Origin of the sequence: Oligosphaera ethanolica, from assembly GCF_030814695.1 — a bacterium.
Lineage (GTDB): Bacteria > Verrucomicrobiota > Lentisphaeria > Oligosphaerales > Oligosphaeraceae > Oligosphaera > Oligosphaera ethanolica.
In genome coordinates, this window is the sequence record NZ_JAUSVL010000001.1 from 936232 (window position 1) to 950047 (window position 13816).

The 13816-nt window shown below is 49.5% G+C and carries 10 protein-coding genes; 9 read left to right on the forward strand and 1 reads right to left on the reverse strand.

The window, feature by feature from the left end; genetic code table 11:
• The first annotated feature begins 47 nt into the window (after positions 1-47).
• The 8 genes from dinD (at position 48) to J3R75_RS03330 (ending at position 9511) form a co-directional block, all read left to right on the forward strand.
• Positions 48-905, forward strand: a complete 858-nt coding sequence (gene dinD / locus J3R75_RS03300) for a DNA damage-inducible protein D (RefSeq protein WP_307259905.1) — start codon at positions 48-50, stop codon at positions 903-905.
• 78 nt (positions 906-983) lie between these two features.
• Positions 984-2189, forward strand: coding sequence for a restriction endonuclease subunit S (locus J3R75_RS03305; protein ID WP_307259906.1), 1206 nt, complete (start codon positions 984-986; stop codon positions 2187-2189).
• Positions 2186-3502: an SMODS domain-containing nucleotidyltransferase gene (locus tag J3R75_RS03310; RefSeq protein WP_307259907.1), complete on the forward strand. Its 1317-nt coding sequence runs from the start codon at positions 2186-2188 to the stop codon at positions 3500-3502. The genes J3R75_RS03305 and J3R75_RS03310 overlap by 4 nt, the downstream gene beginning before the upstream one ends.
• Before the next feature lies 1 nt (position 3503).
• The gene (locus J3R75_RS03315; protein WP_307259908.1) at positions 3504-3791 is read left to right on the forward strand and encodes an SLATT domain-containing protein; all 288 of its coding nucleotides are present in this window, start codon (positions 3504-3506) and stop codon (positions 3789-3791) included.
• On the forward strand, positions 3748-4095 hold the full coding sequence (locus tag J3R75_RS19815) for an SLATT domain-containing protein (RefSeq protein ID WP_370882385.1): 348 nt from the start codon (positions 3748-3750) through the stop codon (positions 4093-4095). The genes J3R75_RS03315 and J3R75_RS19815 overlap by 44 nt, the downstream gene beginning before the upstream one ends.
• Before the next feature lie 54 nt (positions 4096-4149).
• Positions 4150-5496 (forward strand): ATP-binding protein, encoded by a 1347-nt coding sequence (locus J3R75_RS03320; RefSeq protein WP_307259909.1) that lies wholly within the window; start codon positions 4150-4152, stop codon positions 5494-5496.
• Between the two features lie 2 nt (positions 5497-5498).
• Positions 5499-8762, forward strand: a complete 3264-nt coding sequence (locus tag J3R75_RS03325; protein ID WP_307259910.1) for a type I restriction endonuclease subunit R — start codon at positions 5499-5501, stop codon at positions 8760-8762.
• Entirely contained in the window at positions 8759-9511 is a 753-nt protein-coding gene (locus J3R75_RS03330) for a M48 family metallopeptidase (protein WP_307259912.1), read from the forward strand. Before J3R75_RS03325 ends, J3R75_RS03330 begins: the two co-directional genes overlap by 4 nt.
• A 54-nt stretch (positions 9512-9565) precedes the next feature.
• Here the strand turns inward: J3R75_RS03330 and J3R75_RS03335 are convergent, their stop codons facing one another.
• Positions 9566-11221, reverse strand: coding sequence for an IS1634 family transposase (locus tag J3R75_RS03335; protein WP_307259061.1), 1656 nt, complete (start codon positions 11219-11221; stop codon positions 9566-9568).
• Positions 11222-11763: 542 nt separating this feature from the next.
• On the opposite strand from J3R75_RS03335, the gene J3R75_RS03340 reads away from it, so the two are divergent.
• A complete protein-coding gene (locus tag J3R75_RS03340) occupies positions 11764-13593 on the forward strand; it encodes an IS1634 family transposase (protein WP_307259221.1) in 1830 nt (609 codons plus the stop codon).
• The last annotated feature ends 223 nt before the right edge of the window (positions 13594-13816 follow it).

Sequence of the window (13816 nt, forward strand, 5' to 3'; positions counted from 1 at the left end):
CCATTTTACTGACGCCGGGAAAATGGCCTATGTAGGAGGTTTTATAAATGAGCGATAAAGATATTGAAAAACGGCACCACCAGACATTTGAGAACATCAAACAGCAGGGAAACGATGGTTCGGAATTTTGGCTGGCCAGGCAACTGGGCAAGATATTGGATTACGCCGAATACCGAAACTTCCTTCCGGTCATAGAAAAGGCCAAGAAGGCTTGTGCCAACAGTGGTCAGCCCATCGAAAACCATTTCGTGGAGATGCACGAGATGGTTTCGATTGGTTCTGGAGCAGAACGCCAGATGGAGTCCTATGCGCTCTCCCGCTATGCCTGTTATCTGATTGTCCAGAACGGCGATCCTTCCAAGCCGGTGATTGCCAATGGGCAAACCTATTTTGCCATTCAGACACGTCGGCAGGAATTGGCGGATGACGAAACCTTTCAACGCCTGAAAGAGGATGAAAAACGCCTGTTCCTTCGCAATGAAATGAAGGAACACAACAAAAAGCTCGTGGAAGCGGCCCAGCAGGCGGGGGTGGAGTCCAATCTCGATTTCGCCATCTTCCAGAACCACGGCTACAAAGGGCTTTACGGTGGCTTGGATGCTAAGGGCATTCATGCCCGCAAAGGGCTGAAAAAGAGCCAGCAGATTCTAGACAACATGGGCAGCACCGAACTGGCCGCCAATCTCTTCCGTGCCACGCAGGCCGAAGAAAAACTTCGCCGCGAGAACATTCAGGGGAAAACCAAGGCCAATACAACCCATTTTGAGGTCGGCAAAAAAGTGCGCCAGACAATCGAGGAACTGGGCGGAACCATGCCGGAATATCTGCCGACGCCAGAGGAAGATTTAAAAAGGCTGGAGAAACGGGTGCAGAAAAAGTTGGGAGGGAATAACAATGATCAGTGATCAATGTTCAGTGAACAATGAAAAAGAGCTGGCAGCGGTGCGGGTGACGATGGCCGAGAAGCTCAAGGAGATCCAGAGATGAATAAAACCGTTCAAGTTCCAGACGGGTGGAAACCAGCCAAACTAAAGGATGCAGCTCAGGTAAATCCTCGATCAAATTCTGTTGATGATGACAGCTTGGTTACATTCCTTCCAATGACCGCTGTATCTGAATCAGGAATAATTCAGGGTGCTGAAATTCGAAAAGCCATCGATGTAAAGAAGGGTTTCACTTCTTTTGAAACTGGCGATGTCTTGGTCGCCAAAATTACTCCATGTTTTGAGAACAATAAAGGGTGTCTATGCAGGGAGCTAAAAAATGATCGTGGATATGGCAGCACCGAATTTCATGTTCTTCGCCCAAAGAAGAATATAATGGGCGAGTATCTACATATCCTCACAAGAACGCACCATTTTAGGGGAACAGGCGAGCTAAACATGACAGGTACAGCTGGCCAGAAACGTGTTCCTACAATTTTTTTGAAGAACTATGATTTCCATCTCCCCCCGCTACCCGAGCAAAAAGCCATTGCCGATCTGCTGTCCACCTGGGATGACGCCATCGAGAAAACCGAACGGCTCATTCGGGCGAAGGAAGCCAACTTAAGAGCCCATATTCAAATACTGATTAGCCTGCGGTGTAACTCTTGGCTCCACATTAAAACGATTAATATGTTTGACACAATAACTGAAAAAAACTTTCCCGAAGAAGAGCTTCTGTCTGTTACTCAAGATCATGGCGTTATTCCACGCGACATGCTAGAAGGACGGGTCATGTCACCAGAGGGTACAACTGCTAGCTATAAGCTCATCAAGCAAGGTGACTTTGCGATAAGTCTTCGTTCATTCCAAGGAGGCATTGAGTACTCTAATTATCAAGGGATTATCAGCCCTGCGTATACAGTAGTGAGACCGAAAATTGAACTGAATAGTGATTTTTATCGGTTGTTTTTTAAGTCCAAACTCTTTATTGAGAAGTACTTAACCCTCGCTGTAATCGGCATCCGAGATGGAAAACAGATAAGCATACCTGACTTTCTAAGCATTAAGATTCCTGTTCCTCCTCTCAAAGAACAAGAAGAAATTGCTGAAGCGCTAACCACACTTCACCACGAAATCGACCTACTGAAACAGCTTGCAGCAAAATATAAGACCCAGAAACGCGGCTTGATGCAGAAGATGCTCACCGGCGCATGGCGCATCAAACCAGAAATCGTTAATCAATACATGGAGAAGGCGAAATGACAGTTTCTGAAATGTTTTCAGGTCTCCTTGATAATCTGAAAGTAGATAACGCTGATCAGATCAGCTTAAGATACGGAGAAATAACAGCCTGTCTGAACAAAAAATTCAGAGAGACCGAATCCAAGACTGATAACAACCTACAAGTTGGTTCATATGGTCGATGGACTGCCATTAAGGGCATATCGGATTTAGATATGCTTTATATCATGCCAAAAGGAAAATGGGATGAATACAAAAACGGTAAACAGTCCCAATTATTGACTGATGTAAAAGACGCCATTAAGTCACGTTATCCAAATACAGATGTTCGTGTTGATAGACTGGTTGTTACGGTGACGTATACTAACTTTCATGTTGAAGTGCAGCCCGTTTTTGAAGAGTCGGACGAAAACGGCGCAAGTTACTTCAATTATCCAGATACCTATAATGGTGGAAGTTGGAAAGTGACTAAGCCAAAGCAAGAGATTACAGCCATGAAGGAGTTTGTTGACCAGAAAAACAAAAACTTGCGCCGACTATGCAAAATGACTCGTGCTTGGAAAAACAAACATGGTGTCACTATAGGGGGGCTTTTGATAGACTCCTTAGCCTACAGCTTTCTCAAATCGACCTCTGCTTATGATGATAAAAGCTTTCTATATTATCACTGGATGAGTCGGGACTTTTTCAAATATCTCATGGAGCAACCCAATCAGAATCATTACAAGGCGTTAGGAAGCGGTCAAAACGTCAAGGTTAAGAGAAAATTTCAGAAAAAAGCAAAAAAGGCATATGAACTCTGCCTAGAAGCCATAGAGTCTGAGAAGGAATCTGGTGTTAACAAAAAGTGGAAAAAGATTTTTGGACGACCATTTCCTGATGCTGTTGAGGTTACCAAAGAAGCTGCACAAGCATCACTTTCATATTCATGGGATAACACTGAAGAATTCATTGAGGATAAATATCGCATTGATATTCGTGATTACATCCTCAGAACTGATTGTGACGTTCTGCAAAATGGATTCAGAGAAAATTCTTTGCGTAATATAATTCTTAGTAAAATCCCGTTATTCCCAAGCAAAAAACTCACATTCAGGGTGACAGAAATAGACGTTCCATCTCCATATACCATTGAATGGAAAGTTTTAAATCGCGGCGACGTTGCGCAAAGAAAAAATCAAATTCGAGGGCAAATTGTTCGAGACGATGGACAGCAACAGAAAATCGAACACACCCGGTTTCGCGGGGAGCATTTAGTTGAATGTTACGCCATAAAAAATGGTGTGGTTGTGGCAAAGAGCAAAATAGATGTGCCAATAGCGTCAGGAGATTGATATGAACAAGGAATATCTATTAAAACAAATCGCAGATTCAGCATACAATGTAGGATTTGGTGCAAAGAAGCATTTTGCGACCTATGACATGGTTGAGAAAGCACCAGGGATTGTCGCATTCCTTTCGATGGGAGTGGGAATCTTTGGGCTAGTCATTGATATCCTCTCGACCAAGTTATTTTCGGCGATCTTTTTGGTTCTTGGTATAGCCATATTTTACATAGAACGGTACAATTCGAATAATGATGAGTACGCGAAAAAAAGGCTCAGACTTAACCCAGTTGTTTAACGAGCTTAAAACTCTCTACTTCAGGGTGAAATCATCGAATTCAGACGATTTAAGTAGTGAGGAAGGTGAATTAAAGAGGATTCTTGATAGCTATTACGGCATTTGTATCTATAAGCAAATATTATTCAGCGACTGGTATGCTCATTATAAGTTCTTCTGGCAGAACCAAATAGATTGGATCAACGAACAGAAGCAATTCAAATTCTGGCGAGATAAGGTTCCACTATCCTTAACTGTATTTATCTCCATTCTATTAGCTGGTGGCGTTGCTGTCATTGTTTGCGCTTGCTTGGGGGTAATATGAGTAGCCCTTTTCCGCGCCATTCGCGTGTTTCGCGGTTAAAAAGAGGATATTCCCATGACTAACGAATCCCAAAACATCGAATGGAAACTATCCTGGCACGACGACTACCTGAAATGGATCTGCGGTTTTGCCAATGCGCAAGGCGGGCGGATTTTCATTGGCAAGGATGATGCAGGAAACGTAACCGGATTGCCAAAGGCCAAGAAGCTGACGGAAGACCTGCCGAACAAGATTCGAGATCAGCTGGGGTTGATGCCGCATATCAATTTGCTGGAAGAAGATGGCAAAGCCTATCTGGAAATCATCGTCGAACCATCAACCGTGCCAATCTCCTTGCGCGGCTCCTACTACTGGCGCTCCGGCTCGGTGAAGCAGGAGTTGAAAGGCCACGCACTGACAGAGTTTCTACTCAAGAAAATGGGTATGACCTGGGATCAAGTGATTCAGGAAAGAGCGACGCTGGATGACATCGACGAGACAACGATTGCTCTATTCAAAAAGGAAGCGATCACGGCGGGCCGCCTGCCCGATATTTCCGGGCTCTCCACCAAAGAGTTACTCAAAAAGCTCCATCTGCTCACCGATAAAGGCCTTACCCATGCGGCAATCGTTCTTTTCGGTAAAGATCCCCGTGCGTTTTATCCCAACCTGTTTGTTAAGATTGGCCGCTTTGGCCTCAACATGGTGGATATGCGCTTTCAGGAGGTATGCGAGGGAAATCTTTTCCAACTCCTTCGCAGTGTAATGGAGCAACTGGAAAAGAAGTTTCTGATCAAACCTATACGCTTTGAAGGGTTGCGCCGCATTGAGGAATTGGAATATCCGGTTCCGGCATTGCGTGAAATGCTGCTGAATGCACTGGTGCATCGCAATTATATGGGAAGCATGACGCAACTCCGGGTGATGGATGACCGGCTTTCGCTGTGGAATGCCGGTACCCTTCCGTTCGAATTAAGTGTTGAAAAGCTGTTTCAGACGCACCGTTCTATTCCCCGCAACCCGCTCATTGCCGAAGTCTGTTATCGTGTGGGCTATATCGACTCCTGGGGCCGAGGCATTGAAAAGATTACCGATGCCTGCAAAGCGGGAGGACTGCCAGAACCGGTCATTGAGGAAAACTCCGGTGGTATTGTCGTTGAGCTAATGAAAGCAACGACTTCCGCAGAGTTGGGTAATCAGTTGGGTAATCAGTTGGGTAATCAGTTGGGTAATCAGTTGGGTAATACCAAAGAGCGGATTCTCGCTGAGATGAAAACCAAGCCCAAGATTTCTGCTGCTCAGATCGCTGAAATATTAGACATCAGCACAACAGCAGTTGAGAAAAACATAAAAAAACTGCGGGAGGATGGCCTGATTGAGCGTATCGGTGGCACCCGCGGACACTGGGAGGTAAAAGAGTAATTATGTGTGAATTTGCATCAAATGAAAAACTGACCAGCCAGATACCAGCCTTGCAATTGCTGATTGCGATGGGTTATGAATACATCTCTCCGAAGGACGCCTTGTCGGAGCGCCAGGGTCGTTATGCCAACGTCTTGTTGGAGAGCACCCTGCGCAGCCAGCTCAAAGAGATCAACCGCATTCGCTACCGTGGCAACGAGTATCTTTTCAGCGAAGAAAATGTGCAGTCGGCCATTCAGAAGCTGAAAAACATCAAATACGACGGGCTATTGAAGACCAACGAGGCGATTTACGATCTGCTTACGCTCGGGACGGCCCTGGAGCAGACCATTGAGGGCGACTCGAAAAGCTTCACCATGAACTATATCGACTGGCGCAATCCCGGTCGCAACACGTTTCAGGTGACCGTCGAATACAGCATTGAACGGTCACGGTCAACAGAGACCGTCCGGCCGGATATTGTTCTCTTTGTCAATGGCATCCCGTTTTGCGTGATTGAGTGCAAATCGCCGCAGATTGGCGTGGAGCAGGCCGTCTCGCAGTCGATCAGAAATCAGCATGATGACCACATCCCAAAGCTCTTCATCTACAGTCAGCTGGTCATGGCTCTGAATAAAAACAGCGCCATGTACGCAACAACGGGTACCGCAGCCAAATTCTGGTCCATCTGGAAGGAACCACAGATGGACCAAAATGGACTCGAATACCAGAAACTGAAGAAGCTGGTTGATGACTCCACAAAAATAGTCTGCGACAATCTCGGTGAATCTGCGGTCGCCCAGGAGCGCCTGGTGACCGCGCAGGACAAAGCCTTGTATGCGTTGTGCCGTCCGGACAGGCTTTTGGAATTGGCCTGGAAGTTCACGGTGTTTGATGGCGGCATCAAAAAGATTGCCCGTTATCAGCAGTATTTCGTCATCAAATCCACCATGAATCGGGTTAAGCACCTCGATAGTACCCAGTCGCGTAATGGCGGGGTGATCTGGCACACTCAGGGATCCGGCAAGTCCCTGACCATGGTGATGCTGGCCCGTAACCTGGCCCTGGATCCCGAAATTCAGAACCCGCGCATTGTTTTGGTCACAGACCGTGATGACCTCGACAAGCAGCTGGGAAACACCTTTGCCGCCTGCGGCCTGGAGGCAAACCGGGCGACATCAGGCAGGAACCTGCTGGAATTGGTCGCGGAGAAGAAGTCCGGCATTATCACAACCCTCATTCACAAATTCGACAAGGCTTACACCTTCAAGAAATATCAAGATGATTCACCCGACATCTTCATTCTGGTGGATGAGAGCCACCGTACGCAGTTCGGTTCTTTTTCTGCTCGCATGAGACAGATGTTTCCCCATGCCTGCTACTTAGGGTTTACCGGCACGCCGCTGTTGAAAAGGGAAAAGAACAACTTCACCAAATTCGGTGAGTTGGTGGACCCCCATTATTCCATCACCCAGGCCGTTGCCGATGGCGCGGTGGTTCCGCTTCTCTACGAGGGGCGGCATGTGGAAATGACACAAAATCAGGCGGCGGTTGATCTGTGGTTTGAGCGGCACACCCAGGGTCTGACCAAGAAGCAGCAGGCAGACTTGAAACGGAAATATGCGCGCGCGGAAATGCTGAACAAAGCCGATCAGGTCATCTACATGCGAGCTTTTGACATCAGCGAGCACTTCCGCGCCAACTGGCAGGCGACAGGATTCAAGGCCCAGCTGGTGGCCCCGAATAAATCATCGGCGCTTAAGTACCATGCGTACTTGAATGAAATTGGCATCGTCTGTTCCGAGGTTGTGATCTCGCCGCCGGATATGCGTGAAGGCTTTGAGGAGGCCGATGATGAATCAACAGATGAGGTCGTGAAATTCTGGCAAAAAATGATGAAGCGCTATGGCAGTGAAGATGAATACACCAAACAGCTTATCAACCAGTTCAAGCACGGTGGCGAACCCGAAATCCTTATTGTGGTTGATAAGCTGCTCACGGGGTTTGACGCTCCGCGAAACGCAGTCCTCTATCTGTGCCGGGTGTTACGAGAACACACGCTGCTGCAAGCAATTGCCCGGGTCAACCGCCTTCATGAGGGTAAGGAGTTCGGCTTTATCGTCGACTACGCCAGCGTCCTCGGCGAGCTGGACAAAGCGCTGACCATGTATAGCGCCTTTGCAGGCTTCGATGAAGCCGATATGGTCGGCACGCTGACTTCCATTAACCGCGAAATCGATAAACTGCCCAGCCGCTATTCCCATCTATGGGACCTTTTTAACCCGGTTAAGCACTCCCACGATGAAGAAGCCTATGAAAGGCTGCTTGCTGATACTGACATCAGAGAAGAGTTTTACGCCCGCCTCGCCGAATTCGGCAAAACCCTCGGCATCGCACTCTCTTCCGAAAAATTCCTGACCGAAACCAATGAAAAGACCCTGTCCAGGTACAAGGCCGACCTTCAGAAATTCCAGTCACTCAAAGCATCGGTAAAATTCCGCTATGCAGAAGCCATTGACTACCGTGATTATGAGCCAAAAATAAGAAAGCTCCTGGATACGCACATTCAGGCCAATGACGTCGTCCAACTGAATAAGCCGGTCAATATCTTTGACGATAGCATGTTCGATCAGGTCAAAGAAGAACAAGGCGTGTACCAAACCAAGAAAACAACGGCCTCTAGGGCTGATGCGATTGCCCACGCCACCAAGAAGGTCATTACCGAAAATATGGCCGAAGACCCGGCATTTTACGAAAGATTTTCCAAACTCATCCAGCGGGCGATTGATGATTTCAGGGCGAAGAGGATATCTGACCTAGATTATCTTCATCAGGTGGTGGATTTGCGCAACAAGCTTGTCGGCAAGGTACATGATGATATACCGGCCAGGCTCTCCGGCAATGAGGATGCCATGGCCTATTTTGGTGTCCTAAAACCATTTTTGGCTGCCGCGATGGACGCGACGAACTTGGACTCACAGAATACACGGAACAACCCAGACGAAGCTCAGAGCAATTCTGCACTCTGCGTTCTGCACTCTGCATTCGCTGAAGAGGCAACTGCCGATGCGGCGTTAGCTATTCATGGCATATTGGAAAAGCACAATAAGGTCCACTTCTGGGATGATGAAGACGCCCAAAAACATGTGGTTAATGAAATTGACGACTATCTCTATGATGAACTCAAGACGGCAAAAGGGATCGCTCTGTCGCTTGATCAAATGGACGACATCATCGAGAAAGTCATGCTAGTGGCAAAATTTAGAATGATAAATGATGCGATATGAATGCTGAATTAAGCAATACCACTGTTCGTGTTCAACCGTGTCCAACAGTGGTTACCTACGGTACTGTAAAAATCGAGTACCAGCTGTTGCGAGTGAAGCGAAAAACCTTGGAAATTGCTGTGTGTCCCGACAGTACGGTTGTCGTCAAAGCGCCCGTGCAGGCCGATGTCGCATTGATAGAAACCAAAATCATCAAGCGCGCGCGGTGGATTCTCAGACAGCTGAATTATTTCAAGCAGTATAACCCAAAGACGCCTGATCGTTGTTACGTCAACGGCGAAAACCATTTGTACCTTGGCAAGCAATACCGCCTGAAGTTAGCCGCCGGGACGGAAAACTCGGTAAAATTGTCCCGTGGCTTTTTTCATCTCACTTTGCAGTGCGAAGCGACGCCAAATGCAGCCAGGACGCTGTTGAACCAATGGTACTTGGAAAAGGCACGCATGCAATTCGCCGAAAGTCTGGAGCGCTGCTGGCAGAAATTTTCTAGTCGCGGTATTGCCCAGCCAAAACTAGCCATCAAGCGAATGCAGAAAAGATGGGGCAGTCTTTCAAACAAGTGCACACTAACTCTCAATATTGACTTGATTAAAGCGCCTAAAGAATGCATTGACTATGTTGTTACGCATGAGCTGTGTCACCTGATATACCATGATCATGGTCCAGATTTTTATAGGCTTCTCGAATCAGTCATCCCGGGCTGGAAAAAGATAAAAGACAAACTCGAAATCACTATACCGGAAGTTTGAGGGCCTCGCCGTGATTTCCTGCGTGGGTCGGGGAAATTTCAGCGAAATTTCGCTCTACCCACGTAGGAAACTTTTGCTGATGGCGGATGCGCTCAATCCGGCCAGCTTGAGTAGCTGCCGGCATTGAGCCTCCGGCTGGCTCAACTGCTCATGGACTTCGTCTCCCAACTTGATTTTCCCTATTTGCAGCTCGCCCAGCTTGCTCCAGGCCGTTTGCAATGAAACACGCAGGTCTCCTTGCGGCTCCGTGAATTCCGCCAGTTTGTGGCGGGCCTTCCAGATGATCATGTATGCCAGCATGCAGACAAAAATGTGCGCCTTGACCCGCTCCGGATTCCACAGACGAATGGGGCGCATGAAGATATCCGTCGTCTTCATGGTTCGAAAGGTCTGTTCCACTTGCTGAAGTCCACGGTATTCATCCCGTGTCTGCTCGGCGCTTATGTCCAGGATATCGGTGGTAAACACATAGAAGCCGTCCATGGCGCGGTAGGACTCAATGAGTTCGTCCTTGCGGCGATAGCTGAAACGTCCTTCGCCATAGTCGACATCGAAGAAGCGCGCGCATTTCCATTTGTCGAACTTGGAGAACAACCTTTTGGCGATGAGTTTTTCCTGACGCAGACGCCCTTTTTGCACACTGGCTTCAATACCTTTGAGGACGGCCTCCGTTTTTTCGAGCATTCTATCGCGGTCGGCGCAGTTGCGTTCCTCCAACTCGGGGTTGTAGGATAGCACATAGTTGATTCCGTCATGCGACACTTGCACCAGCCTGGTGCGGTCAAACAAAGACAGCTGCAACGGGTGATCGTCATCCTCGACAAAGCGGGTGAACTCGTCGCGACTCAAGGCCGTGATGTACTTGATTTTCTCATATTCCCTGGCAGTCAGGTCGTTGCGTCTCGCCCGCGTCAGCATGCCCCGATCTCCAATGAAGACCATTTCCTCGATCCCGAACTTTTTCCTCATCGAGTCAATTCTGTCCATGACGGTGCTTTGGTCGCTGGTGTTTCCTTCGAAGACCTCCACACTTACGGGACAGCCAGCCTGGTCGGTGAGCATGCCGATGACGATTTGCTTCTTGCCTTGCTTGTGATCACGATTGTAGCCGAAAGCCTCCAGCGGGCACGCATTGCCCTCAAAATAACTGCTGGTGATGTCGTACAGGAACATGCGCGATTGGTTCGGATGATTCCGTTTGAACAGATAGTGTTCGATGGTATCCTGGCAGGGAAACAAATGATCCAGAGCATAATACATCTGCTCCAGCTTGATATCCTCGTCGTCCAAACCGCATACCCGGGACAGACCGCTGCCTGGCAGGTTTTCAAACAGCGACTTCCGGGAATGCGGAAAGGCCTCCACGACTCGATCAAGGATCAAGGCGAGAACCACTTTTCGATCCCGTTCGGGCAGGCAAGCCAGCGCGTCAAGGATGCCTAGTTCATCAGCAAAGTGATGCGCCACGGCCTCCGCGCCAAGCGGAATGGCCGACAAAAACTCGACCTTGAGATTGGTGTCACTGGATTCGCCATTTGACGAAAGAGAGTTGCTGATGGCCTTGACCGCTTCGGGAGGAAGCCCAGCCAAACTGGCCACACGCTTGAAGGTAGGCGTGCCCTTCGCTGTCCGGTAGCTGTACCCGATCCAAGAATAATGGTAGATTTTCCCGTGCTGCGTCTTCTTGAATTGCTGAACCCGGTATTTCATAGTCTGCCCCATTTTAACTAGCCTACAATACTTAAGTACAGATAGAAAATAATATAACACAAATTTTTGTCAAGTATCTAGACTACATTTCGAGCAAAAAAAAGAAAATTAGGCACGATTGTGTTGAAAACCCCTCAAACTTCCGCTATACTGTGACCTAGAGGGCGGACACCTAGGCCCGCCCCTACGGTGTCTTCTTCGCGCCTTCGCGTGAGATAAAAAACAGGGCGGACCTATATTTCCTCCCCTACCAATTCGCGCCTTTGCTGCTTCGCGTGAGGAAAAAATAGCGCCTTTTTACCGGCGGCGTGACTTGCCGCGCAGCGGCAAGACATGTCGCCAAAATCGGCGGAATCTGCGGATGAAAATGCCTTCTTCGCGACTTCGCGGCTTCGCGTGAGAAAAATTATCTTCCTAAACTTTTCATAATTTTTGAAAAAATAAAGTAACTACAAGCTTTTTGAGCTTGTTTTTTTGTTTTCTGTAGTTACTTTGTCTTGTTAACAGGAGTAACTACACCAGCTCCTGTCAAGGAGGCGCGCATGTCATATATTGTCCAGCAACGTTTCGGCAAAGACCGCGTTCATGTCTATTTGGTTGACAGCCATCGGGTGGAGGGCCGGACCTATCCCGTGCAAAAACGGGTTTATCTTGGCGTCCTCGACCAGGATGCATCGGACCTGCTACTGGGCAGGAGCTGCCCCGAGCCCACGGCGGAGCTTGTCGCCCTGCTGCAGGCCAAGGGGATCAGCTACAGCGGGCGCAAGGTCGTCCATGCCGGGCGCAAGCGCCTGCTTCGCGAAAGGGAGATTGTGCTCAAGACCCTGACATCCTGTCACGACGTTGAACTGGGCCGCGTCTCTCTGCTTGCGCGACTTGCCGGCGACAGCGGCCTGCATGGCTCCCTGATACGCGCCTTTGGCGAACAGGACGCTCAACGCATTTTGGCCGCGGCCATTTTTGAGTGCTGCGAAGGGGGCGCGCTTTGCCGTCTTGAAGACTGGGCTGACGACACGTCTTTGCGCGACGCAGACCTGTCGTTGTCGCCGTCGTCGATGACTCGGCTGCTTCAGCACCTCGGCGAGCATTCGGACCTGCGTAACGACTTTTTCCGTGCCTGGTTCAAGGCCAGCGGCAACCCGAAAGCTCTGATCAGTGACACCACGTCCATCTCCAGTTACGCGGAAAAGCTCTGCCTGGCCGAATGGGGACACAATCGTGATGGCGAACACTTGCCGCAGGTCAACCTGAATATGGTCTATTCGCGAGAGACGCATCTGCCGTTGTTCTACAGGCTTATACATGGAAGCATCGCTGATGTCACTACCTTGATAAACACCTCGCAAGCCATCTCCAAGCTCGGACTGTCGGCCTATACCTTCTCCTTGGACAGAGGTTTTTTTAGCGCCGAAAACCTGCATTACCTTCACAACGAAAAGCTGGGCTTCACCATCGGGGTGCCTGTGAGCAACAACCGCGAGGCGCAGCGGCTGCTGGATAAAAACCGGCTGAAGTTCCGTTCCTTCAAAAGCATAGTCACCTTTGATGACACGACGCTGCACCACGCGGCGGATACCTACGTTGTGACCAAACGCGGGCGAAAAGGCGAAAAAGACAGCTGGTTCGCCGCCACGGCCCATCTCTTTCTGAACAAATGCGAACGAGCCAGGCAGGAACGCGAACTGGCAGAACTGCTTCACGGTATCATGACGGACTTTTCGCGCACATCCTTCTCCACGCTTGAGGACGCCCAGGCGTGGCTGACAGCGACAGCGGGCAAGAGCAAGGCAGACCTCTTCTCGGTCAGGAAGGCCACCCGCGGCCCGCGCGAGGAAGGCGATTGCGCGGCCATCTCGAAAGATGGCGATTTCCAGGTCTGCGTTGCTGAAAAGACCTACGCGGCAACGATGAAAAACCTCGGTATGTTCATGGTGCTCAACAGCGATCGCGAAGCCAACGCCGAAGAGACGCTACGGGACAACCGCAGCCGGGACTGCCAGGAAAAGGTTTTCGACATCCTGAAAAACTCAACGGGCAATGATCGCCTGCGTTCCGCCGGCGATGACAGCGTGGAGGGACGGCTCTTCCTCGCCTTCATCGCCGTGACCTTGTTCAAGTTGCTTGAGAACGCGCTCCGCAAGGCTGATCTGCTAGGGCACGTTTCGGTCAACAAGGCCCTTGACCAGGCACGGAAGCTCAGGGCCGTAGCCTACCCCGATGGTTCCAGAATCGTGGCCGAAGTGCCGCTCAAGGCGAGGGAAATCTTCGAGGTCGTGGCCCCGGGGATGCTCACGGCACTCGCCGTCGACCCGGGAAGCGCTACTGCCACCGCCAGACGATGGCAAAATAATGTAGTTACTTCCAAGAGATGAAAAGTTGAGGTATCTTCGCGTCTTTGCGGCTTCGCGTGAGGGAAAAGATTCCCCCGTGCGTGAGGGAAAATAGTATTCGCGACTTTTTACCGGCGGCTTGACTTGCCGCGCAGCGGCAAGACATGCCGCCATTCATCTTTGCATTTGCCTTCTTCGCGGCTTCGCGCCTTCGCGTGAGATAACAATGTCGTTGCCTTCTTCGCGGCTTCGCGCCTTCGCGTGA